This window comes from Streptomyces sp. NPDC047049, assembly GCF_040643995.1.
GTDB classification, from domain to species: domain Bacteria; phylum Actinomycetota; class Actinomycetes; order Streptomycetales; family Streptomycetaceae; genus Streptomyces; species Streptomyces mooreae.
Genome location: NZ_JBEYVM010000013.1, coordinates 49,122 through 74,058 on the forward strand (window position 1 = coordinate 49,122; position 24,937 = coordinate 74,058).

Annotated in this window: 23 protein-coding genes; 8 read left to right on the forward strand and 15 right to left on the reverse strand. The window is 72.7% G+C overall.

All coding sequences use genetic code 11. From position 1 onward, the window contains the following. Nucleotides 1-91: 91 nt before the first annotated feature. Nucleotides 92-601 carry a GtrA family protein gene (locus ABZ851_RS25455; protein ID WP_336050587.1) on the forward strand — a complete coding sequence of 170 codons (510 nt, stop codon included), beginning with the start codon at nucleotides 92-94 and terminating at the stop codon, nucleotides 599-601. A 40-nt stretch (nucleotides 602-641) separates the two neighbouring features. Here the strand turns inward: ABZ851_RS25455 and ABZ851_RS25460 are convergent, their stop codons facing one another. Continuing rightward, entirely contained in the window at nucleotides 642-1,889 is a 1,248-nt protein-coding gene (locus tag ABZ851_RS25460) for an ATP-binding protein (protein ID WP_361131735.1), read from the reverse strand. Nucleotides 1,890-1,895: 6 nt separating this feature from the next. Beyond that, nucleotides 1,896-2,576, reverse strand: coding sequence for a response regulator transcription factor (locus ABZ851_RS25465; RefSeq protein ID WP_088797977.1), 681 nt, complete (start codon nucleotides 2,574-2,576; stop codon nucleotides 1,896-1,898). A 502-nt stretch (nucleotides 2,577-3,078) separates the two neighbouring features. On the opposite strand from ABZ851_RS25465, the gene ABZ851_RS25470 reads away from it, so the two are divergent. After that, on the forward strand, nucleotides 3,079-4,584 hold the full coding sequence (locus ABZ851_RS25470; RefSeq protein WP_361131738.1) for an oligopeptide:H+ symporter: 1,506 nt from the start codon (nucleotides 3,079-3,081) through the stop codon (nucleotides 4,582-4,584). Nucleotides 4,585-4,720: 136 nt separating this feature from the next. Here the strand turns inward: ABZ851_RS25470 and ABZ851_RS25475 are convergent, their stop codons facing one another. The 6 genes from ABZ851_RS25475 to ABZ851_RS25500 all read right to left on the reverse strand — a co-directional run bounded on the left by ABZ851_RS25475 (nucleotide 4,721) and on the right by ABZ851_RS25500 (nucleotide 10,533). Then, the gene (locus ABZ851_RS25475; protein ID WP_361131741.1) at nucleotides 4,721-6,199 is read right to left on the reverse strand and encodes a hypothetical protein; all 1,479 of its coding nucleotides are present in this window, start codon (nucleotides 6,197-6,199) and stop codon (nucleotides 4,721-4,723) included. Further along, nucleotides 6,199-7,422, reverse strand: coding sequence for a hypothetical protein (locus ABZ851_RS25480; protein WP_361131744.1), 1,224 nt, complete (start codon nucleotides 7,420-7,422; stop codon nucleotides 6,199-6,201). Before ABZ851_RS25480 ends, ABZ851_RS25475 begins: the two co-directional genes overlap by 1 nt. Further along, nucleotides 7,419-8,432 carry a hypothetical protein gene (locus ABZ851_RS25485; protein ID WP_361131747.1) on the reverse strand — a complete coding sequence of 338 codons (1,014 nt, stop codon included), beginning with the start codon at nucleotides 8,430-8,432 and terminating at the stop codon, nucleotides 7,419-7,421. The genes ABZ851_RS25480 and ABZ851_RS25485 overlap by 4 nt, the downstream gene beginning before the upstream one ends. Before the next feature lie 101 nt (nucleotides 8,433-8,533). Next, nucleotides 8,534-9,256 carry an LPXTG cell wall anchor domain-containing protein gene (locus ABZ851_RS25490; RefSeq protein ID WP_361132010.1) on the reverse strand — a complete coding sequence of 241 codons (723 nt, stop codon included), beginning with the start codon at nucleotides 9,254-9,256 and terminating at the stop codon, nucleotides 8,534-8,536. A gap of 236 nt (nucleotides 9,257-9,492) precedes the next feature. Beyond that, nucleotides 9,493-9,993: an ATP-binding protein gene (locus ABZ851_RS25495; protein ID WP_336050595.1), complete on the reverse strand. Its 501-nt coding sequence runs from the start codon at nucleotides 9,991-9,993 to the stop codon at nucleotides 9,493-9,495. Nucleotides 9,994-10,164: 171 nt separating this feature from the next. Further along, on the reverse strand, nucleotides 10,165-10,533 hold the full coding sequence (locus ABZ851_RS25500; protein ID WP_018093152.1) for an STAS domain-containing protein: 369 nt from the start codon (nucleotides 10,531-10,533) through the stop codon (nucleotides 10,165-10,167). 261 nt (nucleotides 10,534-10,794) lie between these two features. Between ABZ851_RS25500 and ABZ851_RS25505 the strand changes: the two genes are divergently transcribed. Next, complete coding sequence (locus ABZ851_RS25505) at nucleotides 10,795-11,733, forward strand: RNA polymerase sigma factor SigF (RefSeq protein WP_336050658.1); 939 nt, start codon at nucleotides 10,795-10,797, stop codon at nucleotides 11,731-11,733. A 185-nt stretch (nucleotides 11,734-11,918) separates the two neighbouring features. Here the strand turns inward: ABZ851_RS25505 and hutI are convergent, their stop codons facing one another. The 4 genes from hutI to hutU are packed head-to-tail and all read right to left on the reverse strand — an operon-like array spanning nucleotide 11,919 to nucleotide 17,372. After that, entirely contained in the window at nucleotides 11,919-13,103 is a 1,185-nt protein-coding gene (gene hutI / locus ABZ851_RS25510) for an imidazolonepropionase (RefSeq protein ID WP_361131752.1), read from the reverse strand. A gap of 17 nt (nucleotides 13,104-13,120) precedes the next feature. After that, a complete protein-coding gene (locus tag ABZ851_RS25515) occupies nucleotides 13,121-14,476 on the reverse strand; it encodes a formimidoylglutamate deiminase (RefSeq protein ID WP_361131755.1) in 1,356 nt (451 codons plus the stop codon). After that, nucleotides 14,467-15,684: an allantoate amidohydrolase gene (locus tag ABZ851_RS25520; protein ID WP_361132013.1), complete on the reverse strand. Its 1,218-nt coding sequence runs from the start codon at nucleotides 15,682-15,684 to the stop codon at nucleotides 14,467-14,469. Before ABZ851_RS25520 ends, ABZ851_RS25515 begins: the two co-directional genes overlap by 10 nt. 17 nt (nucleotides 15,685-15,701) lie before the next feature. Then, nucleotides 15,702-17,372: a urocanate hydratase gene (gene hutU, locus ABZ851_RS25525; RefSeq protein WP_361131758.1), complete on the reverse strand. Its 1,671-nt coding sequence runs from the start codon at nucleotides 17,370-17,372 to the stop codon at nucleotides 15,702-15,704. Nucleotides 17,373-17,608: 236 nt separating this feature from the next. On the opposite strand from hutU, the gene ABZ851_RS25530 reads away from it, so the two are divergent. The 5 genes from ABZ851_RS25530 to ABZ851_RS25550 all read left to right on the forward strand — a co-directional run bounded on the left by ABZ851_RS25530 (nucleotide 17,609) and on the right by ABZ851_RS25550 (nucleotide 22,105). Then, entirely contained in the window at nucleotides 17,609-18,115 is a 507-nt protein-coding gene (locus tag ABZ851_RS25530) for a hypothetical protein (RefSeq protein WP_361131761.1), read from the forward strand. Next, nucleotides 18,112-18,510: a transcriptional regulator gene (locus tag ABZ851_RS25535; RefSeq protein ID WP_361131764.1), complete on the forward strand. Its 399-nt coding sequence runs from the start codon at nucleotides 18,112-18,114 to the stop codon at nucleotides 18,508-18,510. The genes ABZ851_RS25530 and ABZ851_RS25535 overlap by 4 nt, the downstream gene beginning before the upstream one ends. Nucleotides 18,511-18,647: 137 nt before the next feature. After that, on the forward strand, nucleotides 18,648-19,631 hold the full coding sequence (locus ABZ851_RS25540) for an ABC transporter ATP-binding protein (protein ID WP_361132017.1): 984 nt from the start codon (nucleotides 18,648-18,650) through the stop codon (nucleotides 19,629-19,631). Continuing rightward, nucleotides 19,628-20,599 carry an ABC transporter permease gene (locus tag ABZ851_RS25545; protein ID WP_361131766.1) on the forward strand — a complete coding sequence of 324 codons (972 nt, stop codon included), beginning with the start codon at nucleotides 19,628-19,630 and terminating at the stop codon, nucleotides 20,597-20,599. Before ABZ851_RS25540 ends, ABZ851_RS25545 begins: the two co-directional genes overlap by 4 nt. Nucleotides 20,600-20,770: 171 nt before the next feature. Further along, nucleotides 20,771-22,105: a diaminopimelate decarboxylase gene (locus ABZ851_RS25550; protein ID WP_361132020.1), complete on the forward strand. Its 1,335-nt coding sequence runs from the start codon at nucleotides 20,771-20,773 to the stop codon at nucleotides 22,103-22,105. 57 nt (nucleotides 22,106-22,162) lie between these two features. Here ABZ851_RS25550 and ABZ851_RS25555 read toward each other — a convergent pair whose 3' ends face one another. The 3 genes from ABZ851_RS25555 to ABZ851_RS25565 form a co-directional block, all read right to left on the reverse strand. After that, nucleotides 22,163-22,789, reverse strand: coding sequence for a hypothetical protein (locus tag ABZ851_RS25555; RefSeq protein ID WP_361131769.1), 627 nt, complete (start codon nucleotides 22,787-22,789; stop codon nucleotides 22,163-22,165). Nucleotides 22,790-22,966: 177 nt separating this feature from the next. Next, complete coding sequence (locus ABZ851_RS25560) at nucleotides 22,967-23,548, reverse strand: hypothetical protein (RefSeq protein WP_361131772.1); 582 nt, start codon at nucleotides 23,546-23,548, stop codon at nucleotides 22,967-22,969. A 227-nt stretch (nucleotides 23,549-23,775) separates the two neighbouring features. After that, a complete protein-coding gene (locus ABZ851_RS25565) occupies nucleotides 23,776-24,849 on the reverse strand; it encodes a MurR/RpiR family transcriptional regulator (protein WP_361131775.1) in 1,074 nt (357 codons plus the stop codon). Nucleotides 24,850-24,937 lie beyond the last annotated feature (88 nt).

Sequence of the window (24,937 nt, forward strand, 5' to 3'; positions counted from 1 at the left end):
CGCGGCGCCTGGTTAGCATGAGGAAGCGGAACGGCCGGAGAACAGGCCCACGGCCGTGCACGCCGCCCCCGACAGGAGCTGAGCGAACCCCATGAGTGAACGGAGCGCACTGCGGTCGCGGCTGGAGGCGCTCGTTCGGGAACTGGCGAAGTTCGGCGCGGTCGGCGGCGCGGGGGTCGTCGTCAACTTCGTGGTGTTCAACCTCGTGCGGCAGCTGACCGAGGTCCCCGTCGTCCGGGCCAGCATCATCGCGACCGTCGTGGCCACCGGTACCAACTACCTCGGCTACCGCTACTTCACCTACCGTGACCGCGACAAACAGGGCCGGACGAAGGAGCTCACGCTCTTCCTGCTGTTCAGCGCGGTCGGCCTGGTGATCGAGAACGGTCTGCTCTACGTCGCGACATACGGGTTCCACTGGGACAGCCCGCTGCAGAGCAATGTCTTCAAGTTCCTCGGCATCGGCTTCGCCACGCTCTTCCGCTTCTGGTCCTACCGCACCTGGGTCTTCCGTGCCCTGCCCGCGCGGGAGGCCGTGGAGAGGGCCGAGTCCTTCCTCGCCGACGGCTCACACCGTCCGCACAGCGCCTCGCGAAAGTAGCCCCGGGGCCCGTCCGCCCGGGGCCCGCCCGCCCCCGGCCTCACTCCTCGGCCGGCTCCGCCTCACGTGCCAGGAACAGCGCGAAGACCGGCGGATGCTGCTGGAGCAGTTCCAGCCGTCCGCCGTCCGCCTCCGCCAGATCCCGTGCGACGGCCAGCCCCAGCCCGGTGGAGTTCCGGCCGGAGACCGTGCGCTCGAAGACCCGCGAGCCGAGGTCCGGCGGCACCCCGGGCCCGGCGTCGGTGACCTCGACGACCGCCTGGTTGCCGGTGACGCGGGTACGCAGCGCGACCGTCCCGTCGCCGTGCATCAGCGAGTTCTCGATCAGGGTGGCCAGCACCTGGGCGACCGCACCCGGTGTGCCGACGGCCCGCAGCCCCTTCTTGCCCGAGCGCACGATGGCCCGCCCCGCACTGCGGTAGGCCGGCCGCCACTCCTCGATCTGCTGCTTGACCACCTCGTCCAGGTCGAAGGCGACCGCGGAGCCGCTGCGCGGGTCCCGGGAGTTGGTCAGCAGCCGCTGCACGACGTCCGTCAGCCGCTCCACCTGCGCCAGCGCGATGGTGGCCTCTTCCTTCACGGTGTCCGGGTCGTCGGTGACGGTGATCTCCTCCAGCCGCATGGACAGCGCCGTCAGCGGTGTCCGCAGCTGGTGCGAGGCGTCCGCGGCCAGCCGCCGCTCGGCGGTGAGCATCCGCGCGATCCGCTCGGCGCTGGCGTCCAGCACATCGGCGACCCGGTCCAGCTCCTGGACGCCGTAGCGGCGGTGGCGCGGGCGGGGGTCACCGGAGCCGAGCCGTTCGGCGGTCTCCGCGAGGTCGGTGAGCGGCGCGGTCAGCCGGCGGCCCTGGCGGACGGCCAGGATGACGGCAGCGATGATCGCCAGCAGCGCCACGGCCAGGATGACCAGCAGCGTCCGGCCGATCTCCGCGCTGACCATGGAGCGCGAGGCCTGGACCGTGACCGACTCACCGCGGTCCCCGCTCACCTGCGACTGGATGACATCGCCCGAGGGCCGCGTCCCGATCTCGATCGGCGCCTTGCCCGGCACCTTGATCTTCGCGTACCGCTTGGCGGTGATCTGCTCGGAGAGGATGTCCGGGGTGATCTTCTCGCCGCTCCCCAGCCGGCTCTCCACTATCCCGACCAGCCGGACCGCCTCGGACGCCACGCTCTCCTGGGCGCCGGCCTGGATGGTGCGGGTCTCGACGATGACGAGCGAGACACCGAAGACGGCGATCACGACGAGCACCACGGCGAGCGTGGAGTTGATCAGGCGGCGGCGCACGGGCCCCTAGCTCTTCTCGAAGCGGAAGCCGACTCCGCGGACGGTGGCGATGTAGCGGGGGTTGGCGGCGTCGTCCCCGAGCTTCTTGCGCAGCCAGGAGATGTGCATGTCGAGCGTCTTCGTGGAGGACCACCAGGTGGTGTCCCAGACCTCGCGCATCAGCTGATCGCGGGTGACGACCCGTCCCGCGTCCCGCACCAGGACCCGCAGCAGGTCGAACTCCTTCGCCGTGAGCTGCAGTTCCTCGTCACCCATCCACGCACGGTGCGACTCGACGTCGATCCGTACGCCGTGGGTGGCGGGCGGCTGCTGGGGCTCGGCGGTGGAGCCGCGGCGCAGCAGGGCCCGTACCCGGGCGAGGAGTTCGGCGAGCCGGAAGGGCTTGGTGACGTAGTCGTCGGCACCGGCGTCCAGGCCGACGACGGTGTCCACCTCGTCGGCGCGGGCGGTCAGCACCAGGATGGGGAAGGAATGGCCTTCGTTGCGCAGCCGGCGGGCGACCTCCAGGCCGTCCATGCCGGGCAGCCCCAGGTCCAGGACGACGAGATCGATATTGCCCTGGATACCGGCGTCGAGCGCCGTCGGGCCGTCCTCGCGCACCTCGACTTCGTAACCCTCGCGGCGCAGTGCGCGGGCGAGCGGCTCCGAGATGGACGCGTCATCCTCGGCGAGCAGTACACGGGTCATGGCCCGATGGTAGTCCGATGTCCGTGGACCGAGGGGCGGACCAGCGCGGATGGCCGACGACGGACCGTTCCTGCAGCGTGAGCCGGGCACGCCCCGGGCGCGCGGCTGGGCGCGTGGTACCCGCAGGGGCGCTCACAGTTCCCCGTGCCGGTGTGAGCGTTGTCTCACGCAGCCCAACAGCGCTGCCACCGGACGTATGGTGGCAGGACGTCCATCGCTCAACCACCGGGACCTTTGACTCTCCGCTGATGTCAACGGTCCCTCGTTGTGTACCGGGCTGGAACCACCAGCCCTGATGGACCGTGATCGACCTGTCGACCGGGTCCGCCGCGCTAGCTAGACGGGGGGCGTGGAATCCGGAGTACGACCGTCCTGACGGCCCCTCGCGGGGGTGCCGAACCTCCCGCACGTGGGGGCGGGCGGGGCTACGCCGGAGCCGGTCCCCCCCCACCCGGGCGCGTATCCGCCAGCGAACGCGTCCCGTAGCAGCAAGGAAGCATCCATGGCGTCCAGCCTGACGAAGGACGCGGCCCAGCAGGGGAACCCTGCGGATGGCGGCAAGACCTTCTTCGGCCACCCCCGCGGCCTGGCCACGCTCTTCATGACCGAGATGTGGGAGCGCTACAGCTTCTACGGCATGAAGGCGCTCCTCCCGCTGTATCTGATCGCGCCCGGCGGCATGCACATGCAGGCCACCACGGCCACGGCGATCTACTCGGTGTACATGGCGATGGTCTACCTGCTCGCCATGCCGGGCGGCTGGGTGGCCGACCGCTTCTGGGGACCGCGCAAGACGGTCGCCATCGGCGCCCTCGTCGTCATCGCGGGCCACATCACACTCGCCCTGCCCTCCGCGGCGTCCTTCTTCGCGGGTCTCGTGCTGGTCGCGATCGGCTCCGGCCTGCTGAAGGCGAACATCTCCACGATGGTCGGCCACCTCTATGACGGCCCGCAAGACCCGCGCCGTGACGGTGGCTTCACGCTCTTCTACATCGGCATCAACATCGGCGCCCTCCTGGCGCCGCTGTCCATCGGCACCGTCGGCGAGAACGTCAACTGGCACCTCGGCTTCACGCTCGCCGCCGTCGGCATGGCGCTCGGCCTCGCCCAGTTCCTGCTCGGCACCCGCCACTTGAGCCCGGAGAGCAGCGTCGTCGCCCAGCCCGCGACCGACCAGGAGAAGGCGTCCGTGCTGCGCAAGGGCCTGATCTGGCTGGCCGTCGCGGCCGTCTTCTACACCCTGCTCGGTGTGACCGGGAACTTCGCCGACTGGGCGCTGATGCCGATCACCATCGCCGGTCTGGTCATCCCGATCGCGGTCCTGGTCCGCATGAAGCGCGACAAGGAGCTCACGGAGCTGGAGCAGTCCAAGCTCTCGGGCTACATCTGGTTCTTCGCGGTCGCCGCCGTCTTCTGGATGATCTACGACCAGAACGGCTCCACCCTGTCGATCTTCGGCGAGAACTCCACGACGAACGACCTGCTGGGATTCCACTTCCCGACGTCCTGGTACCAGTCGCTGAACCCGCTCTTCATCATGGCGCTCGCCCCGGTGGTCGCGTCGGCGTGGCTGTGGCTGAACAGGCGGGACAAGGAGCCCAGCACCGCCGTCAAGTTCGCCTCCAGCCTCGCGCTGATCGGCATCTCGTTCGCGGTCTTCCTCATCCCGCTGATCGACACCGCTGCCCATGGCGGCAAGGTCAGCCCGATGTGGCTGGTGGCGATCTACTTCATCCAGACCGTCAGTGAGCTCTGCCTCTCCCCGGTCGGACTGTCGGTCACCACGAAGATGGCGCCCGCCAAGTACACCTCCCAGATGATGGGTGTCTGGTTCCTCGCGGTCACCGCGGGTGACTCGGTGTCAGGTCTGCTGACGTCGCCGCAGCTGAACGTCGATCTGAACACCGCCGCCTCGGTCGCCGTGGAGGCCGTGTTCGCCGTCATCGCCGGCCTCGGCATCTGGACGTCCCGCAAGCGGATCAAGGAGCTGATGGGCAGCGTCAACTGACGCCTGCCGGACCGGCCCCGGACAGCGGAAGGGGGCGTCGCACCGCCGGTGCGACGCCCCCTTCGTGCGTCCCTGGGGACGTACCCCGCCTCTGCGTGGGGGACGTACCCCGCCCATGCGTCGGGGACGTGCCGCGTCAGCGGACCCGTGCCCGGTGCCGGGGCAGGAAGGTGAAGACCGCCCCGCCCAGCAGGATGACCGTCCCGGCGAGGATGCCGAGCGCGGTCAGCGCACCGTGGTCGCTCGCGCCGGTCTCGGCGAGGCCGCCGCTGCCGCCCGAGACACTGGCCGGCCCCGCCGCGCCGCCACCGGAGGACGCGGCCCCGCCCGTGGCGCCACTGGACGTGCCGCCGGACGTGCCGCCGGACGTGCCGCCCTGCTGTGCCGAGGTGTCCAGGGCGAGCGAGACTCCCGGGTCCTTCTCCGGGGTGCAGGTGGTGGTCGTCCCGAGGGCGTTGACGGTGAGCACGCCCGGGGTGAGCGTGGCCTTGCCGGTGGCGCCCGGCCTGTAGGTGCCCTTCAGATCGGGGATGGCAATCGGCTGCCCCGACTTGATCGGATCGGCGTTCGCCGGTCCCTCGGCCTTCACCGCTCCCTTGTCCGCGCCACCGACCTTGACGTCCATCGACGGCTTGACCGAGCCCTTGGGGATGTCCGCCGGGCTGTCCATGACGGACTTGCTGAACTTCACCGTCAGGTCGTAACCGCCGGCCTTCTTCACCGCGTTGATCTGGACCGGCGAGGTCGCCTTCTTGTTCCCGATGGGCGTCTTGCAGGCATACGGGACCAGTACTTCCTTGCCCTTGTACGCGGTGCCGTCGGGGTCGCCGCCGGAGCCTCCGGTGGTCGTACCGCCGGACGAGCCGGTGGTCGCACCGCCGTCGGTGCCGCCGGTGGTGGCGCCCGTAGTGGCACCACCGGTGGTCCCGCTGGTGGACCCGCCGGTCGTGCCCGTCGTGGTTCCGCCGGTGGTCGTACCGGTGGTGGTGCCACTCGTGGTCCCACTCGTGGTCCCACTGGTCGTGCCGGTGGTCGTGCCGCTCGTGGTGCCGCCGGAACCGGCCCCGCCGTCGGTCACCTTGATGGTCACCGCGGGCTTCACCGTCTCCTTGGGCGAGCACTTGGTGTCCGTCGAGATCGGCTGGTTGACGTTGATGTTGTAGAAGCCGGGCGTCAGCGTGACCTCACCCGGCTTCGACAGCTTCAGCTTGCCCTTCATGTCGGACAGCTTCATCGGACTGCCCTTGGGGATCGGCGGGTTCTGCCGCGGCCCCTGCATGGCCAGATCGCCGGTCTGCGCCCCGGCCACCTTGATCGTGCCGGTCGGCTGGACGGTGTTCTCCCCCAGATCGAGGATGTCGGGGTTCTTCGAGGCCCCCTCCACGGTCTTCCAGACCACCTCGATCTCGTCGCCCACCTTGGCCGTCTCCGGCGCGCTGACCGCCACCTTCGTGGTGCCCTCGACCGGCGGCAGCCCCGATATCGGCGGCGGCAGACACTCCGTCTTGTACGACACCTCTGCGGCCTGGGCGGTCCCGGCCGCTGCCATGATGCCCGCACCCGCGAGCACCAGCGCGGCCACCGAGGCCACCGCGGCTCTCCTCCGTTGCCTCATCACGCTGAACCTTTCGACGTCGGTCGTTCGGTTGATGCCGGTCGTTCGGTTGATGCGGTGGACGGTGCGGTGTCCTGGGTGAACCACGGCAGCGCGGCACGGTCCCCCGGTGTACCGGGGCCGGCCGTGGAGCCCTCGCGCGCGGTCCGGTTCCTGATGCGTGGTCCGATGCCGGCCGCGCGTGTGCGTCCGGGCGCCGGCGTGCGTCCGGCCGGGGGCGTACGCCCCGCGCCGTGCCTGCGGATGTTGCCCGGCCGGCGCGGGCGCACCCGGTCCACGAGGGCCATCCCGATGCGGAACACCGCCGTCGGGACCACCACGCAGAGCAGCACCCAGAAGAGCGTCACGCCCCATGGCCTGCCGACTCCCCAGGGCTGCTCGGCCAGCACCTTGCCGCCGTATGCGAGCGAGACCAGATAGTCCCCGTGCGCGCCGGCCGGCAGCTCGACCGGCAGCGTGACCTCGGCCTTCTTCCCGGCGGGTACGGTCCCCCGCCACTGCTGCTCCTCCCACTCCGCCGCGAAGATCCCGTGTGAGGTGCCGACCCGGAAGGCGGGGTCCTTGACCGGTGCCGAGCCGAGATTGCCGACGGTGAGGGTCAGCTGACGCCGTGCGGGGGCGCCGAACCAGGTCAGCAGGCCGCTGCTGCCCGCCAGCCGCGGCCGGTCGAGCACGGTCAGCCGGCCGCCGGTGCGCTCCGCGGGCAGCGGCGCCACCGGGTGGCCCGCCACCGTGAAGGCGGCCTCCGCAGCGGCCGCCTCACCGGTCACGGTCGCCGCATGCACCACACAAGGGCAGGGTTTGGGCGGCTCGGCGACCGGGAGGAGCCTGCGGAACGCGCCATGGGCGTCGGTGGTGACCGCCCGGCCGTCGCCGTTGGCACACGAATTGGTACCGCCGATCATGTTCTGCCCGCAGATCAGCAGCGTGAGCAGCGCCTTGGGCCGCCAGCCACGGCCGGTCACGGTGAGCGAGCCGCCCTTGCCGGCTTCCTTCCGGGAGAGGTGGACGGTGGGATGCCCCTCCGCCGTGGCGGCGTACGGGGCCGCGGCGGGGGTGTACGGGGCCGCGGGCGCGGCGGCGGCCGGGAGCGGAGCCGCCGCGAGTGCCAGGCAGAGGAGGAGCAGGGCCACCGCCCGCTGCCGTACGGGGAGCGTGGTGCGTGCGGCGCGTACGGTGCGGGTCGCCGGGCCGGTGCGGGGCCGCCCGGTGCCGCCGGTCACGACCGCGCTCCTGGTCCGGTACCCGCCAACTGCCCCGCCGCGTCCGCCCGGTCGCCGCCGGGCGGTGGTGCCTCACCGGCCGTCCCCCTCGCGGTCCCGGCGCCTTCTGCCCCACGCGCGCCCGGCACCTCACTCGCGCCCCGTGCCCGACGCCGCCGGCGTACGACGACCGGCCCGCCCACGCCGGTCACCAGAAGGAGCATCCCGCCCGCCACCGCACCCCAGGGGGCCGTGGTGTACGTGGCAGTGGCGGACCCGTGGGCGCCGCCGCCCGCTGTCGCCGTGAGCCGGAGGTCCACCGCGTCCAGGCGGGGCGGATCGGCCCACGTCTCCGTCAGACCGACACCCTGGCCGGGCCGCAGCGTGGTCGGCAGGGCGCGGGGGGCCCGCCGCAACACGGGGCCGAAAAGCCCGTCGGCGCGGACCGCGAGGCGCGGCGCGAGCACCGTGTTGCCGCGGTTGACCAGCGTGTACCGGATGAGCGCCGCAGGGCCCCGGCGGCGCACCGACACCTGCTCGACGGTCAGCGCGGACAACGGCCGCCCGGTCACCCGCAGATGGACCGGTACGGCGTCCCGCCCCTCCGCGCCGGTCCCGCGGCCGCGGGTGGCGAGCAGCGAGCCGGAGCGCTCACCGGGGGCGGCATCGCGCGGCACGGTCACCGTGAACGGCACACTCGCCCGGGTGTGCGGCGGCACCTTCACCTCCGTCGAGGCGAGCGCGAGCCACGCGCCGGGCGTGGAGCCGCGCAGCCGTACGGTGACGGTGTGACCGGTGGGGTTGCTCAGGGACAGCCGGTCGCTCATGACGGTGCCCGGCGCGCCCTCCAGGTAGAAGTACGGGCGGTCCGCCGTGCCGGGCGCGGCACCGTCGCCGGGCGCGGGCGCCGCGGACCAGCCCGGTGGCGCCGGGGCGGCGGCCGGCCGGGCCGCGGCCGCCGTGGAGCACAGCAGCACGGCGGCGGTCGCGAGGACCGCACCGCTGACCGCTGTGCGGGTACGGGAGGGCATCGGCGGCTCCTGCTGCAAGGGGGCCGCCCCGTGCCGGCCGGGCAGGGGGCGGGCGGAGAACGACGGTGCGCCACGCGGGTCCTGACGCCCCACGCGGCGCGTCACACCCGCTGGTGACGGCGGGTCAGCCAGAGCGCGCCGGCCCCACCGGCCAGCAGCACGGTGCCGCCGAGGGTGCCCAGCGCGAGGGCGGAGTCCGCGGGTCCGGTCTGCGGCAGCTGCCCGCCCGAGGAGCCGCCGCCGGCCGCGCCGGCGCCGGTGCTTCCCGAGGCGCCGGCCGAGCCGCCGGTCCCCTTCACGTCCAGGGTGAGCGAGGGCTTGGGGTGGTTGGCGGGCGTGCACGTGGTGGTGGTGCCCAGCGCCTTGATGGTGAGCGTGGAGGCGGTGAAGGTCACCTTGCCGCTGCCCTTGGGGGTGTACGTACCGCTCAAGTCACTGATCTTGATGGGGGTGTTGGCCGGGATGGCCTGGTCGTTGGGCGGCCCGGCGACCGGCACCGTACCGCTCTCCGCACCGCCCAGTGTGATCAGCGCGCTCGGCTTCATGGCGCCCTTGCCCAGCTCGACGGGGCTGGAGGAGACGCCCTTGCGGAAGGACATGACGAGCTTGTACGCGCCGCCGCCGGGTGTGCTGGTGATGTCGATGGGCGAGACCGCGCCCTTGCTGCCGATCGGTGTTTTGCACTGGTAGTTGACGTCCACGACCTCGGCGTGGGCAGCCGGTGCGGTGAGCATCACCGCGGACCCCGCCGCCATCGCCACGGCCGCGGCGAGACCGGCCGCCCGGCCCGGGCGCCTGCCGTGCTGTTCGTAGAAGCGGGCCACCTCGGATTCCCCTTCTCCCGGTGAGCGCACCGCCGGACGTTACTGACGGCACATCAGATTGGCCGCTCAAGGTACGCCGGGGACCTTGCCGAGGGAAGGCAATGCACAGCCCCGATCGCCCCGAGGGCCGCACGGTGGGGGAATCCGGGCCTCGGTACGCCCTCCGGACACGACAAAGCGCGGGCCCTCGGGCCCGCGCTCAGCTCTGCTCTTCCCCGGCGGTGTCCGCCCGCCCTTCAGGACGGCGCGGCGAGCTCCGCCCAGACGGTCTTGCCGGTGCCGTCGGCGTTGCGCACCACACCCCAGTCCAGGCACAGGCGCTGCACGATGAACATGCCGTGGCCGCCGGGACGGCCCGGACGGTGCGGGCTGCGCGGCGCCGGCGAGCCCGCGCCGAGGTCACTGACCTCCAGGCGCAGCACTTTGCCGGTGCTGCGCAAGCGCAGCTCCTCGGGCCCTTCGGCGTGCAGGCAGGCGTTGGTGACCAGTTCCGAGACGACGAGCAGCACATCCTCGGCCGCGGCACGCCGGTCGGCGCTCGCGGCCGGCAGCCAGCCCCAGTCGTGCAGCGCCTGCCGGGCGAAGTCACGGCCACGCGCCACGGCCCCTCGGGTGCCCGCCAGGCGCAGCCGGCGGATCTGCCCCACCGGGGCGGCGGCAGCCGGGGCGGCGGAAGCACCCGCGCTGCCCGGCTCCGGGCCGAGATCGCCCGGCGGATACGGCCGGGTGGTGCTCATCAGCGCTTCACCTCACCGATTCGCCTGTTCACGGAAAACAGATACTGACTGATTCAACGGATTCAGATGTCTCCTGCCCGACCGGACCGTGAGAACACCCACTTCTTGGGTACGGAAGTTGTGACACGGACTACGTGCCCGGAATGCAACGTTCCGGACACCGTCGCCATGTCAGTCGGCCAGGGCCGCGTCGAGGGAGTCGTGCACCGTGAAGACCGCCTCGGCGCCGGTGATCTCGAAGACCCGGGCGACTACCGGCTGCATTCCGGCCAAGTGGACTCCGCCCCCCTCGGCTTCCGCCTTCAGGCGGGCGCCGAGCAACACATTGAGACCGGTGGAGTCCATGAACTCAAGGGGTGAGCAGTCCACCACCAGGCGTGCGTATCCGTCGTCCACACAGCCCTCGAGTGACTCACGCAACAGATCTGCGGTGTGGTGATCCAGCTCACCCGAAACCGTCACGACCGCGCTGGCGCCGTGATGGCGGATCTCGACATGAAGCCGGCCCCGGCTTGCACTGCCGACCGTCCCGCGGTCCATGCGCGCGCACCTCTCCTGCTGTCTAGACGACTGTTTGCTTACCTACTGCGCTCGTGCGAACCCTACGCCTTCCCGACGCCTCTCGGTAGCCGAACAATCCGCGTATTGCCCAATATATGGACAACGCGTACTTGCCATCTTCAGGCAAACCCAGGTAGGCGTAGAAGCACACATTCGAAACGGCCGGCTTTGGAGGCGCCGCACACCGCAGCTTCGCGTAGAGGCATCGGCAGCCATATGCCGAGAACGATGGAGGAGACCATGTCACCCCGGCTCGACGAATTGCGCACCGAAGACCACCGGCAGCCCGCATCGTCGACACCCCCGTCCGACCCGACCGAGCAGATCCCTGCCCAGTTGTTCCCCGCCGAATCCGATCTGGCGGGATTGACTGAGATCGAGGGACTGCCCGAGATCCCGCCGTTCGACGAGGTGGGCCCGGTGGACGCGAGGGCTCTGTCCAAGACCCTCTTCGAGCGTCTGGAGACGCTTGAGGAAGGCACCCACGAATTCGCGTACGTCCGCAACACCCTGGTCGAGCTCAACCTCGCGCTGGTGAAGTTCGCGGCCTCCCGGTTCCGCTCCCGCAGCGAGCCCATGGAGGACATCGTCCAGGTCGGCACCATCGGCCTGATCAAGGCGATCGACCGCTTCGAGATCAGCCGTGGCGTCGAGTTCCCGACGTTCGCCATGCCGACCATCGTCGGTGAGATCAAGCGCTTCTTCCGTGACACCAGCTGGTCGGTGCGGGTACCGCGGCGTCTGCAGGAGCTGCGTCTGGACCTCGCCAAGGCGGGCGACGAACTGGCGCAGAAGCTGGACCGCGCCCCCACGGTGCACGAACTCGCCGCACGCCTCGACATCAGCCGTGACGAGGTCGTGGAGGGCATGGCCGCGAGCAACGCGTACACCGCGAGCTCGCTGGACGCCCAGCCCGAGGAGGACGACAACGAGGGCGCGCTGGCGGACCGCATCGGCTACGAGGACCACGGGCTCGAGGGCATCGAGTACGTCGAATCCCTCAAGCCGCTGATCGCCGAACTCCCGCCGCGCGACCGGAAGATCCTCTCGCTGCGCTTCGTCGCCAATATGACGCAGTCCGAGATCGGCGAAGAGCTGGGCATCTCCCAGATGCACGTCTCCCGTCTGCTCTCCCGCACCCTCGTGCGCCTCCGTAAGGGGCTGATGGTCGAGGAGTGAGGGACCGCGGTCCCTGCCGGTCCGCGCGGCCGGCAGTCGCCCGCGCAAAGGAGGGCCTGCCCCGGGGTTACCCGGGACGGGCCCTCTCTTGCTTGCCGGTGCGGAACGCCGTCTCGTGCCGGTGCCGGAAGCCGTCCGCGCCGGCTCGGTGCGCCGGCGCGGAGATCACTGCGGCCGGGCGGGTGTCAGACGCGCACGCCCTTGTGCCACACGGCCGAGACGAGCGGGACGCCCGGCCGGTAGGCGAGGTGGACGTGCGAGGGCGCGTCCAGGAGGGCGAGGTCGGCGCGGGCGCCGGGTGCGATCCGTCCGACGTCCGTACGGCGCAGGGCGCGGGCGCCGCCCGCGGTCGCCGACCACACCGCCTCGTCGGGTGTCATCCCCATGTCGCGGACCGCCAGCGCGATGCAGAACGGCATGGAACTGGTGAAGGACGAGCCGGGGTTGCAGTCGGTGGACAGCGCGACGGTGGCGCCGGCGTCGAGCAGCGGGCGGGCGTCGGGCCACCGGGCGCGGGTGGAGAACTCGGCGCCCGGCAGGAGGGTGGCGACGGTGTCGGACTGCGCGAGGGCGTCGATGTCGGCCGGGCTGAGGTGGGTGCAGTGGTCGGCGGAGGCGGCGCCGAGTTCGACGGCGAGCTGGACGCCGGGGCCGTGGCCGAGCTGGTTGGCGTGCACCCGCGGTACCAGGCCCCTGGCCTTGCCCGCGGTGAGCACGGCGCGGGCCTGGTCGCCGTCGAAGGCCCCCCGCTCGCAGAAGACGTCCACCCAACGGGCGTACGGGGCGCAGGCGTCCAGCATCGGGCCGGTCACCAGGTCGACGTAGCCGGCCGGGTCATCGGCGTAGTCGGGCGAGACGATGTGCGCCCCGAGGAAGGTGACCTCGTCGGTGTGGTCGGCGGCGATGCGCAGCGCGCGGGCCTCGTCCTCGACGGTGAGCCCGTAGCCGGACTTGGTCTCCTGGGTGGTGGTGCCCTGGCGCAGCGCCTCGGCGAGGTAGCGGGCGACGGTGGCGTGCAGTGCCTCGTCGGTGGCGGCGCGGGTGGCGGCGACGGTGGTGCGGATGCCGCCGGCGGAGTACGCACGGCCGGACATCCGGGCGTTGAACTCCGCGGTGCGGTCGCCGGCGAAGATCAGGTGGGAATGGGAGTCGACGAAGCCGGGGATGCCCGCCCGGCCGGCCGCGTCGACGGCCTTGTCGGTGGCGGGTGCTTTGCTGGAAGCACCGACCCAGGCGATGCGGTCGCCGTCGATGACGACCGTGGCGTCCTGGATCAGGCCGAGGGGGCCTTCACCGAGGGAGGGGTCGTTGGTGACGAGCTGGGAGATGTGGGTGATGGCGGTGGTGGTCGGCGTGGAGGTCGTCGTCATCGCGGGGGTGTTCTCCTTCAGCCGCGTACCGCGGCGATGGACTCTGCGAGGGCGGTGGGTACGTCGGGGACAAGGGTGTGCACACCGTCCCGGACGATCTGCCGGCCGCCGACGACGGTGTGCCGTACGTCCGCCGCTGAGGCGGCGAATACGGCGGTCTCGGCGGCCAGCCGGGGCGGTGGTCCGGCGGTGCGTACGGAGTCCAGCGCGATCGTGGTGAGGTCGGCGAGCGCGCCGGTCTCCAGGGCGCCGGCGTCGTCCCAGCCCAGGGCGGCATGACCGTCGGCGGTCGCGGCGCGCAGCAGGGCGGCGGCCGTCCAGTGCCCGCGGGTGCGGGTGCGCAGCCGTTCGTCCAGCTCCATGGCGCGGGCCTCTTCGAGCAGGTCGATGACGGCGTGGCTGTCGCTGCCGAGGGACAGCGGGCTGCCGCGGCCCTGGAGCCGGGCGGCCGGGCCGATGCCGTCGGCCAGATCGCGTTCGGTGGTGGGACACATGCACACGCCCGTGTGGGAGTCGCCCAGCAGCTCGATGTCCTCGGTGGTGAGGTGGGTGGCGTGCACGGCGGTGGTGCGGCTGCCCAGCGCGCCGTGGTCGGCCAGCAGCCGGGTGGGGGTGCAGCCGTGGGCCGCGCGGCAGGCGTCGTTCTCGGCGGTCTGTTCCGAGAGGTGGACGTGCAGCGGGGCCTGCCGCGCGCGGGCCCAGTCCGCGACGGTGCCGAGCTGCCCCGCGGGGACGGCGCGTACGGAGTGGACGGCGGCGCCGATGCGGGCGTGGGCGCGCTCCTTGAGCGCGTCGGCGCGTTCGGCCCAGCGCTCGGCGGTGCCGTCGCAGAAGCGCAGTTGGTGGTGGTCGGGCGGGGCGCCGAAACCGGACGAGAGATAGGCGGTGTCCAGGAGGGTGATCCGGATGCCGGCGTCGGCGGCGGCGGTGATCAGCGCCTCGCCCATGGCGTTGGGGTCGTCGTAGCGGGCGCCGCCCGGCGCGTGGTGGAGGTAGTGGAATTCGCCGACGCAGGTGATGCCGGCCAGCGCCATCTCGGCGTAGGCGGCGCGGGCGAGGGCGTAGTAGGTGTCGGGGGTGAGCCGGTCGGCGACGCTGTACATCACCTCGCGCCAGGTCCAGAAGGTGCCGGTGCCGACCTGGACCACTCCGCGCAGGGCCCGGTGGAAGGCGTGCGAGTGGGCGTTGGCGAGGCCGGGGAGGGTCAGGCCGCGCAGCGTGGTGGCACCGGGCGGCGGGGTGTCCGTACCGGTGCGGACGGCGGTGATCCGGCCGTCCGCGGTGTCCACCGTCACGCCCGGCTCGGCGTGGGTGCCGAGCCAGGCGTGTTCGAGCCAGTACGTCGTCGGTGTTGCCTGCGGCGTCAGCGGCACGCCAGCCCCTCCAGTACGTCGGCGAGTGCGGTGACCCCGGCGGCGCAGTCGTCCTCGTCCGCCGCCTCGGCGGGCGAGTGCGACACCCCGGTGGGGTTGCGGACGAACAGCATCGCAGTGGGCACCGTTGCGGACAAAATACCCGCGTCGTGCCCGGCGCCGGTGCCCAGGACGGGCACGGCCCGCTCCCCCGTCTTGCCGAGGATCGCACTCAGCTCGTCCCGCAGGGCGTGCTGGAACTCCACGACGGGGGTGAAGGATTCGCGGACGACGGCCAGCTCCACCCCGTCGCGGGCGGCACGCTCGGCGGCGGCCTGCTCGATCCCGTTGATCACGGTGTCCAGGGTGTCCTGGTCGGGGGCGCGGGAGTCCAGCCAGCCGCGGACCAGCGAGGGGATGGCGTTGACGCCGTTGGGCTCCACGCTGATCTTCCCGAAGGTGGCCACGGCACCGGCCAGCCGGGCCTGCTCGCGGGCCGCGAGCACGGTCGCGGCGTAGCTGAGCATCGGGTCCCGGCGGTCCTCCAGGCGGGTGGTGCCGGCGTGGTTGGCCTCGCCGTGGAAGTCGTAACGCCAGCGGCCGTGCGGCCAGATGGCGGAGGCGATGCCGACCGGGTCGCCGGACAGGTCCAGGGCACGGCCCTGCTCGACGTGGAGTTCGACGAACGCGCCGATCCGGGCGAGCCGTTCGGGGTCCGGCCCGATGGCTTCCGGGTCGTATCCGGCGCGCTCCATGGCCTGCGGGAGGGTGATGCCCTCGCCGTCGCGCAGCCGGTGCGCGGCCTCGGGGGTCAGCGCCCCGGCCGCGAGCCGGGAGCCGGTGCAGGCCAGGCCGAAGCGGGCGCCTTCCTCGTCGCCGAAGTTGACGATCGCCAGGGGCTTGTCGAACGCCGCTCCCCTCCGGCGGAGTTCATCGAGCGCGGCGAAGGAGGAGACGACACCCAGGGGGCCGTCGAAGGCGCCGCCGTCGGGCACGGAGTCCAGGTGCGAGCCGGTGACGACGGCATCGCCCGGGTCCACGTCCCGGTAGCCGGTGGCGCCGAGCCAGGCCCACTGGTTGCCGTTGCGGTCCAGTTCGTACGCGAGTCCACGGGTCTCGGCCTGGGCCCGGAACCACGCCCGGCAGTCGGCGTCGGCGCCGGTCCAGGCGTAGCGGCGGTAGCCCCCGGAGGAGGAGTCGCGGCCCAGCGGCCGCAGCTCCTCCCACATCTCGTGGAACGAGGCGGTCACGCGTCCCCGCCTTCGCCTTCGCGCATCGGGATACGGACGCCGCGTTCGGCGGCCACCTCGTCGGCGCGCTCGTAGCCCGCGTCGACGTGCCGGATGACGCCCATGCCGGGGTCGTTGGTGAGCACCCGGCGGATCTTCTCGCCGGCCAGCGCGGTGCCGTCGGCGACGGTGACCTGTCCGGCGTGGATCGAGCGGCCCATGCCGACGCCGCCGCCGTGGTGCAGCGAGACCCAGGAGGCGCCGGAGGCGACATTGACCATGGCGTTGAGCAGCGGCCAGTCGGCGATCGCGTCCGAGCCGTCCTTCATGGCCTCGGTCTCGCGGTAGGGCGAGGCGACGGAGCCGCAGTCGAGGTGGTCGCGGCCGATGGCCAGCGGGGCCTGGAGCGTCCCGTCGGCGACCATCTCGTTGAAGCGCTCACCGGCCTTGTCGCGCTCGCCGTAGCCGAGCCAGCAGATCCGGGCGGGCAGGCCCTGGAAGTGCACCCGCTCGCCGGCCAGCTTGATCCAGCGGGCCAGCGACTCGTTCTCCGGGAAGAGGTCCAGGATCGCCTTGTCGGTCGCGGCGATGTCGCGGGCGTCGCCGGACAGCGCGGCCCAGCGGAACGGCCCCTTGCCCTCGGCGAACAGTGGCCGGATATAGGCGGGGACGAAGCCGGGGAAGGCGAAGGCCCGCTCGTATCCGGCGAGCTGGGCCTCGCCGCGGATCGAGTTGCCGTAGTCGAAGACCTCGGCGCCGGCGTCCATGAAGCCGACCATGGCCTCGACGTGCCGGGCCATGGACTCGCGGGCCCGCTGGGTGAAGTCGGCGGGCTTCTCGGCGGCGTAGGCGGCCATGTCGCCGAAGTCGATGCCGGCCGGAAGGTAGGCCAGCGGGTCGTGGGCGCTGGTCTGGTCGGTGACGATGTCGATCGGCGCGCCCTCGGCGAGCATCCGCGGCAGCAGCTCGGCGGCGTTGCCGAGCAGGCCGATGGAGAGCGGCTTGCGCCGGTCGCGGGCCTCGACGGCGAGCTGGAGGGCGTGCTGGAGGCTGTCCGCCTGCACGTCCAGGTAGCGGTGTTCGATCCGGCGCTCGATGGCGCGGGGGTCGCAGTCGATGCAGATCGCGACGCCGTCGTTCATGGTGACGGCGAGCGGCTGGGCGCCGCCCATTCCACCGAGGCCGGCGGTGAGCGTGATCGTCCCGGCCAGGGTGCCGCCGAACTTCTTCGCCGCGACGGCCGCGAAGGTCTCGTAAGTGCCCTGGAGGATGCCCTGGGTGCCGATGTAGATCCACGAACCGGCGGTCATCTGGCCGTACATGGTCAGCCCGAGGGCTTCCAGGCGGCGGAACTCCTCCCAGTTGGCCCAGTCGCCGACGAGGTTGGAGTTGGCGATGAGCACCCGCGGCGCCCATTCGTGCGTCTGCATCACGCCGACCGGCCTGCCGGACTGGACGAGCATCGTCTCGTCCTGCTTCAGCGTGGTGAGCGTGCGCACCATGGCGTCGAAGGAGCGCCAGTCACGCGCGGCCTTGCCCGTGCCGCCGTAGACGACGAGCTGGTCCGGGTGTTCGGCCACCTCCGGATCGAGGTTGTTCTGCAGCATGCGCAGCGCGGCTTCCTGCTGCCATCCCCGAGCACTCAGCTCCGTACCGCGCGGTGCCCGCACGGGTCGCGGTCCCGACATGGGCCGTGCCTCCCTGACGTCGAATGGATTGAGCTATTCACATATTGAGGTTGATGAATAGCGCTAGTCAACAGGGCACGGTGGGCCGTCCGGCGCGAGCCGCACGAACCGGCCAACCCGCCGGGGCTTTCTGACTTGCCCACCGGGAAAGTCTGCGCTAACTTTCCTAGTGGGCAAGTCAACGGGGAATCGTCCGAACCCGCCCCCGTCCGGACCGCCTTGGGGAGGCGAGGAACATGAGCACATCAGTCAATGCCGAACAGGCCTGGAAGGATCTGCAGCGCATCCGGGTACCGCAGGAGCGGGTGTACGACGAGATCGAGCGGACCGCCCGGAACGACGCGGGGTCGGCCTACACCACGGCCGCGGTGATGTGGGTGTTCGTCGCCGTATCGGGCCTCGATCTGCCCGGGTGGGCGTTCTGGCTGTCGCTCACGGTCTATGTCGCCCTGCTCGGCTCGCTGGCTGTGCTCTACAACCGCAGGACGCGGATGCGCCTGCACCGCTCGCGTCACAGCTGGCGGTCGTTCGCCATCTTCTTCGCGGGCATGGCGGTGACCGCGCTGACCATCCTGGGCTCCGGCCTGCTGGTCGACTGGCTGGCGCTGCCCTTCGGCAGCCTGATCCAGGCCACCGTCTCGGCGGGCGTCTTTGCCCTCTTCGTCGGGCCGGCGAACCGCTGGGCGGTCGGCTCACTGCGCGACCGCGGTACGAGAACTCTCCGGAAGGGAGCAGGCCGATGAGCACCCCGAGCGGCTTCGACGAACTGATCCACCCCTCCACCCGGCTGTCCGTGGTGGCGCTGCTCGCCGCCACGGAGTGGGCCGACTTCCCGTTCATCCGCGACAGCCTCTCGCTCAGCGACTCCGCGCTCTCCAAGCAGCTGCACACCCTGGAAGAGGCGGAGTATCTGGAGATCCGCAAGGAAGGCGGCGGCCGCAAGCGGCGCACCAAGGTACGGCTGACGCACCGCGGCCGGACCGCCTTCGAGGGGCATGTGGCCGCGCTGCGGGCCATCGTCGAGGGCGCGGGGCCCGCGGCGGCGCCCGCGCCGGCGGCCGATGCCGCGGCGTCGGCGGAGACCACGGCGGCCACCGGGACAGGGCAGCAGCACCAGCACGCGGAGGCGAGCCGATGACGACAACCGAACAGCCGACCGCCGCCCCGTCCACGACCGCTTCGCAGCCGGCCGCCCCTCGGTCCGCGACCGCTCCGTCCGCCGCGGGCCCGGCCGGATCCGCCGGCCCGCCCGTCATCCGGGTGCGCGACATGAGGATGTCGTACGGCGCCACACACGTCCTGCACGGCATCGACCTGGACATCCACCGCGGCGAGATCTTCGCGCTGCTCGGCCCCAACGGTGCGGGAAAGACCACCACCGTCGAGATCCTGGAGGGCTTCCGGCAGCGCTCCGCGGGGGAGGTCACCGTCCTGGGGACGGACCCGGCGCGCGGCGACGACGCCTGGCGTGCCCGGATCGGCCTGGTCCTGCAGTCCTGGCGCGACCACCGCCGCTGGCAGGTGGCCGAGCTGCTGAGGCACTTCGCCCTGTACTACCCCGCTCCCCGCGATCCCGCCGGGCTGCTGGCCCTGGTGGGCCTCACCGAGCAGGCCGGGCAGCAGGTCGACCGGCTCTCCGGCGGGCAGCGCCGGCGCCTCGACGTGGCACTGGCGATCGTCGGCCGCCCGGAACTCCTCTTCCTGGACGAGCCGACCACCGGCTTCGACCCCGAGGCCCGGCGCGACTTCCACGACCTGGTCGAACGGCTCGCCCGCGACGAGGGCGTCACGGTCCTGCTCACCACCCACGACCTGGCGGAGGCCGAGCGGCTGGCGGACCGGATAGCCGTGCTGGTCAGCGGCCGGATCCGGGCCGGCGGCACCCCGGCGGAGCTGGCCCGTCGGGCCGCCGCGCAGGCCGAGGTCCGCTGGACGACGGCCGACGGCACGGCCCGCCGGGAACGCACCGCGGACCCCTCCCGGCTGGTCTGGGAGCTCCACCGGGAGTCGCAGGGACCGGTGGCCGATCTGGAGGTCCGCCGCCCGACGCTGGAGGACACCTACCTGCACATGGTGCACCGGGAGGACGGAGCCGGGAGCGGGGACGGAGTTGGTGCGGGCGCAGGGGCAGAGGTCAGGGGTGCGGGCCGGGCCGGGGCCTGGAGCGGGGAGGCCTCCGGCACAGAGGCCTCGAACGCAGAGACCTCGAACGCAGAGACCTCGGACGGGGAAGCCCCGGACGGGGAGAAGGAAGCATGAGGGGGACCGGAGTGACGACGTCGGCAGAAGCGGCCGTGGTGACGGGCATGGCCCAGGGGGACGACACGGCGGGACGGGTGGCCCCGGCCGGCGCCCCCGCGGGAGCGGGATCGCCCCGCCGTCGCTACTGGCGCGCCGGCCTCCTGCGCGGTGGCATCGAACTCCGCCACCTCATCCGCAATCCGAAGGAGCTCAGCGGCCATCTGGTCAATGTCGTCGTCGCGCTGCTGCTCGCCGGCTATATCAGCGACAAGGTTCCCGGCACCCGGGTCCCGATGGCCCATCTGACGCTCGCGGGCTTCGCCGCCTATCTGCTGTTCCAGATCGGCCTGGTCAATCTCCCGCAGATCCTGGTGACCGAGCGCGAGGAAGGCGCTCTGCTACGGCTGCGCGCCACCCCCGGCGGCATACCCGCCTACCTCGTCGCCAAGTCCCTGCTGGTGGTCGCCATGGCGTTCGGGACCCTGGTCGTCCTGCTGGGAGCCGCCGCGGTGCTGGTGGACGGGCCGCTGCCGCACGGCCCCGGCGGGTGGCTGACGCTGCTGTGGGTCAGCGCGCTCGGGCTCCTCGCCGTCGTGCCGCTGGGGGCGGCCATCGGCGCCGTGCTGCCGAACCCCCGTGAGGCGCTTGCGTTGATCATGCTGCCCTCGATGGGTCTGCTGATCACCTCGGGCGCGATGTTCCCGCTCACGTCGCTGCCGGTGCTGGTCCAGAAGATCGCCTCGGTCTTCCCGCTCAAGTGGATGGCCCAGGGCCTGCGCTCGGCCCTCCTCCCGGACGCCGCACGCGCCGCGGAACCAGCCGGCTCCTGGGAGCTGCCGACCGTGGCGCTGATACTCACCGCCTGGGCCGTCCTCGGCTTCCTGCTCGCCGTCCCGCTCCTGCGCCGCGCGGCCCGCCGCGAGTCCGGCTCCCGCCTCTCCGAACGCCACCGCAAGGCGGGCTGGAGCGGCGGCCGGACGGCCTGAGCGGAAGCCGGCCCGCCCGGCCCGTCCGGTCGGAGACGGACGGCGGACGCGCCGTGCGGAGACCGACGCCCCGGTCAGAGACGGGCGGTCCGGGGCCCCGCTCCCGGTTGGCGTCACACCCCCACCCAATGATGGAGTTGACCCATGAACTTCACGGAGCGAGACCGTGCCATGCAGCCCACGGAGCGGGACCGTGCCATTCAGGCAGCCATCGCAGACGGGCTGGTAGGCCCCGGCGAGCCCGTTGCCGGACTGCTCGACATCGCCGGGATCCGCCGGTCGGCGGCCGAACTCCGCGCCGCCTTCGAAGAGTTCACCGCGCCGGGCACCCCCGTCCTGCACGCCTTCGCGGTGAAGGCCGCCTCGCTCGTCCCCGTACTGCGGCTGCTCGCGCAGGAAGGGCTCGGCTGCGAGGTGGCCAGCCCCGGCGAGCTGGCGCTGGCCCGTGCCGCCGGAGTGCCGGTCGCCCGGACCGTTCTGGACTCGCCGGCCAAAACCCTCGCCGAGCTGCGCGAGGCGCTGGCCCTCGGGATCGCCGTCAACGCCGACAACCCCGAGGAGCTGGCCCGGATCGACGCGCTGATGGCCTCGGCGCCGAGCAGCGTGCCCATCGGCCTGCGGGTCAACCCCCAGATCGGCGGCGGCAGCATCGGGGCGATGAGCACCGCCACGGACACCTCGAAGTTCGGCGTCGGGCTGCGTGACGAGGGCGCCCGCGACTGGGTCGTCCAGGCCTTCCTCGCCCGCCCGTGGCTGACCCGGCTGCACGGTCATGTCGGCTCCCAGGGCATGCCCCTGGAGCTGATGGCCGCGGGCGTCACGGCGTTGTACGACCTCGCCGAGGAGATCAACGAGAAGGCCGGCCGGCGTCAGATCGACACCCTCGACATCGGCGGCGGCCTGCCGGTCAACTTCTCCTCGGACGCCACCACCCCGACCTACCGCGAGTACGCCGCGCTGCTGCGCTCGACCGTCCCCGGCCTGCTGTCCGGGCGCTACGGGCTCGTCACCGAGTTCGGCCGCTCACTGCTGGCCAAGCACGGCACGGTCCTCGCCCGGGTCGAGTACGCCAAGTCGGCCGGCGGCCGCCCCATCGCCGTCACCCATGCCGGCGCCCAGGTCGCCACGCGTACGGTCTTCGTCCCCGAAGCCTGGCCGATCCGGGTCGCGGCCTATGACGCCGAGGGGCGCCCCAAGACGGACGCCCCGGTCGCCCAGGACATCGCGGGGCCGTGCTGCTTCGCGGGTGACCTGGTCGCGGAGAACCGTCCGCTCCCCCGCCTTGAGGCCGGCGACCACGCCGCCCTCCTGGACACCGGCGCCTACTATTTCTCCACCCACTTCGCCTACAACTCCCTCCCGCGCCCCGGGATTTACGGCTATGCGGCGGACGCGGACGGCGGGGTCCGCTTCGCGACCGTGCGCGCCCCGCAGACCCTGGAGGAGCTGACCGCGGAAAGCGGTGGTGCGCACGCGAAGTCGCTGGGCGAACTCGGGAGGCAGTAGGCGGCGGGCACCCGGCAGAGAGAACCCGTCGGCCGGGTGCCGGCCGCCGCGCGCCGCTCAGCGGCCGGCCCGCACTCCCCCGGCCCGTACTCCCCCGGCCCGGGAACCGCCGGTCCGCGCTCCCGCTCGCCGTGCCCCGCCGGGCCGGGCGTCGCCCGCGGCCGTCCCGGTCAGGGCGTACTCGCGGACCTCCTTGCCCGCGGCGCCACCCCGTGTGGCGGCTTCCGTGCGCACCCACAGCAGCGCCTCGTGCTCCCGCTCCCAGCGGCCCAGCCACAGCGCCTTGGCCCACAGCCCGAGCGCGGCCCCGGCCATCAGCAGCCCACCGGCCGCCGGCAGCACACCGGACGACCCGACCGCGGCCAGGAAGGCGCACAGCAGCCACCAGCGGTGCGCCCGCCGCCAGGCCCGGAGGGTGACCGCACGGTCCTGCAGGATGACGGCCTTCCCGGCACGCGACGCGGCACGCGCCAGCGTCGTGTACCGGCCGCGCCGTGCCAGGTACACCACCAGTGCCGCGCCCACGCACAGCGCCGCCCCCGCCGACAGCCCCGCCGTCCGCCCGGCCAGGCCCGGCACCAGCACACCGATCCCCGCGGCCAGCAGCCCCGGCCACCACAGCCAGCCCGCCGGCGCCCGCACCACCACCGTCACCCGCGCCAGCGCATACGCCCCGTGCCCCACGACAGCCCTCCTCGCCCCGAGACCGCTCCGTTCCCACCTGTCCGGCACACCTGTACCCGCCTTCCGGCACACCTGTACCGGCGGCGGATCGTAGCCAGCCCGGATGAGGATTACCTGAGACGGCCAGGGGGCCGCCCGGCGCGGTCCGACCGGTTTCGGGCCGGTGGCCGCTGAGGGTCAGTGGCCGCCGGACGGGGCGTCACAGCCCGGGTGGTCGGGGTAGCCGCCGAAGGCGTCCGCCTGGGTGGTCCTGCTGTTCATCGTGCCCTCCAGGCACAGCGGAGAGGCGTCGATGAGGAAGCTGACCCCCGCGGGACCGTTCTGCTGAGACTGCACCTGGCCGGCGGAGTAGCCGAGTCCGGCGAGTGCGCTGCGGGTGCTGGCGGGGTTGAAGTCGCCACGCCTGCGCAGCGGTTCGAGCGCACGCTCGATGCGCCGGACGGCCGCGAGCCCGTCGCAGCGGTGCCGGCCGTGCAACGGGAAGGGGACCCGGAAGCCGTGGTTCTCGGCGTAGTGGTCGGTGGGCGGCGCGGTCCGCCCCGAGGAGTGTGCGGTCGGCGTCGGGGAGGGGCTTTCGCCGGGGCACGGAAAGTCCGCCGGTCCGCTCGGGGCCGCTGCCGCTGCCCGCGAGGGCTCGGCCGCACCGGCGTTGTCCTCCGCCCGGTGCGTTCCGCATCCCGCCGCCAGCACGCCCAATACGCTCAGCACCGTCATCGGCAGCATCCCGCGCCGGCCCCCCGTCGTCCTGATCATCGCCATGCGCCGATCCTCCTCCGCGGCGCGGCGGACGTCTTGCCCTTTTTCCGCACCGGGACGCACGAATCCGGTCACACTTCAGCGGCGAGCCCTTCGGACGCCGGTCTCCCGGCCACCGGCCCGGCATGGGGCACGGCCTGGCCCGGGGCACGGCCTGACCCGGGGCACGGCCTCACCCGGGGCACGGCCTCACCCGGGGCATGGCCTGACCCGGGCACGGCATGGCCGCCTCACTCCACGAACAGCCCCCGCGCCGCCGCCGCCGCGTCGAATTCCTCCAGCCGGGCCTGGGCGTCCGGGAGGGCGTCGCACATCGCCTCCAGCAGTACGCGGCCCAGGAGCATGGGGGCGCAGGCCGTGTCGAAGGCCAGGCCGGTGCCGACGGGGGCCGGAAGCAGCAGGTCGGTGTGGTGGGCGACGGGGGCGAAGGCGCTGTCGGCGACGGTGACGACGGTCAGGCCGGCGGAGCGGGCGTATTCCAGTGCGTCGATGACCTCGCGGGGGTGGCGGGGCAGGGCGAAGCAGAGGAGGGCGCTCGCGCCGGCGCGTACCGCGGCGTCGATGCGGTCGGTGAGCATGGTGCCGCCCTCGTCCAGCAGCCGGACGTCGGGGTGGACCTTACGGGCGAAGTAGCTGAAACCGGCGGCCTGGGCGGTGGCGGCGCGCAGGCCGAGGACGGGGAGCGGCCGGGAGGCGGCGAAGAGGCGGCCGGCCTCGGCCACCGGTGCCGGGTCGGCGAGGGCGGCGGCGAGCCGGCGGAGGTTGTCGATCTCCGCCTGGACGGCCTGCTGGTACTCGTTGTAGGAGCCGGTGTCGCCGGGCTTGTCCATGGGGGCGACCTCGCGCAGATGGCGGCGCAGCGCCGGGTAGCCGTCGAAGCCGAGGGCGACGGCGAAGCGGGTGACGGACGGCTGGCTGACCCCGGCCAGTTCGGCCAGTTCGACGCTGGAGAGGAAGGGGGCGTCGGCGGCCCGGCGCACCATGCAGTGGGCGATCCGCCGCTGGGTGGGGGTCAGCCGGTGGCCCTCGAAGAGCTTCTGGAGCCGGGCGGCCGTACCGGTGTCCACGGCGGCGATGCCTGCTTCCGTGGCGGTGGCGTCCCTCCCGGTGGTGTCCGCCCCGGCATTCCCGTTCGTACCCGCGCCCGCATCCGCGCCCGCCCCCGGGTCCACGGTGACCGGCGCGCCCGCCGTCCGGCCGCCCCTGTCCCGCGGCCCGTCGCCACGCGCGCCACCACGCGGGCCGCCGGTCGCCCCGCCGTTCGCGCCGCCGATGCCGCCGCCGTTGTCCCCGTCCCCGCTCATCGCCTCTTCTTCCCGGCCCGGTCGGGGGCCTGTCCTGTCCTGTGTCGACCGACTGTACGGAATTCCTGGCCCGCTCCGGTCCTCGGTA

Excerpts from the sequence above, each read along its gene's own strand:
- ABZ851_RS25500 (WP_018093152.1), bottom strand. The coding sequence starts at position 10,533 with ATGGACCGCGGGACGGTCGGCAGTGCAAGCCGGGGCCGGCTTCATGTC.
- ABZ851_RS25540 (WP_361132017.1), top strand. The coding sequence starts at position 18,648 with ATGTCGTACGGCGCCACACACGTCCTGCACGGCATCGACCTGGACATC.
- ABZ851_RS25535 (WP_361131764.1), top strand. The coding sequence starts at position 18,112 with ATGAGCACCCCGAGCGGCTTCGACGAACTGATCCACCCCTCCACCCGG.
- ABZ851_RS25485 (WP_361131747.1), bottom strand. The coding sequence starts at position 8,432 with ATGCCCTCCCGTACCCGCACAGCGGTCAGCGGTGCGGTCCTCGCGACC.
- hutI (WP_361131752.1), bottom strand. The coding sequence starts at position 13,103 with ATGACGACGACCTCCACGCCGACCACCACCGCCATCACCCACATCTCC.
- hutU (WP_361131758.1), bottom strand. The coding sequence starts at position 17,372 with ATGTCGGGACCGCGACCCGTGCGGGCACCGCGCGGTACGGAGCTGAGT.
- ABZ851_RS25505 (WP_336050658.1), top strand. The coding sequence starts at position 10,795 with ATGTCACCCCGGCTCGACGAATTGCGCACCGAAGACCACCGGCAGCCC.
- ABZ851_RS25455 (WP_336050587.1), top strand. The coding sequence starts at position 92 with ATGAGTGAACGGAGCGCACTGCGGTCGCGGCTGGAGGCGCTCGTTCGG.
- ABZ851_RS25565 (WP_361131775.1), bottom strand. The coding sequence starts at position 24,849 with ATGAGCGGGGACGGGGACAACGGCGGCGGCATCGGCGGCGCGAACGGC.
- ABZ851_RS25545 (WP_361131766.1), top strand. The coding sequence starts at position 19,628 with ATGAGGGGGACCGGAGTGACGACGTCGGCAGAAGCGGCCGTGGTGACG.
- ABZ851_RS25560 (WP_361131772.1), bottom strand. The coding sequence starts at position 23,548 with ATGGCGATGATCAGGACGACGGGGGGCCGGCGCGGGATGCTGCCGATG.
- ABZ851_RS25465 (WP_088797977.1), bottom strand. The coding sequence starts at position 2,576 with ATGACCCGTGTACTGCTCGCCGAGGATGACGCGTCCATCTCGGAGCCG.
- ABZ851_RS25475 (WP_361131741.1), bottom strand. The coding sequence starts at position 6,199 with ATGAGGCAACGGAGGAGAGCCGCGGTGGCCTCGGTGGCCGCGCTGGTG.
- ABZ851_RS25495 (WP_336050595.1), bottom strand. The coding sequence starts at position 9,993 with ATGAGCACCACCCGGCCGTATCCGCCGGGCGATCTCGGCCCGGAGCCG.
- ABZ851_RS25550 (WP_361132020.1), top strand. The coding sequence starts at position 20,771 with ATGCAGCCCACGGAGCGGGACCGTGCCATTCAGGCAGCCATCGCAGAC.
- ABZ851_RS25530 (WP_361131761.1), top strand. The coding sequence starts at position 17,609 with ATGAGCACATCAGTCAATGCCGAACAGGCCTGGAAGGATCTGCAGCGC.
- ABZ851_RS25520 (WP_361132013.1), bottom strand. The coding sequence starts at position 15,684 with ATGTGGGAGGAGCTGCGGCCGCTGGGCCGCGACTCCTCCTCCGGGGGC.
- ABZ851_RS25470 (WP_361131738.1), top strand. The coding sequence starts at position 3,079 with ATGGCGTCCAGCCTGACGAAGGACGCGGCCCAGCAGGGGAACCCTGCG.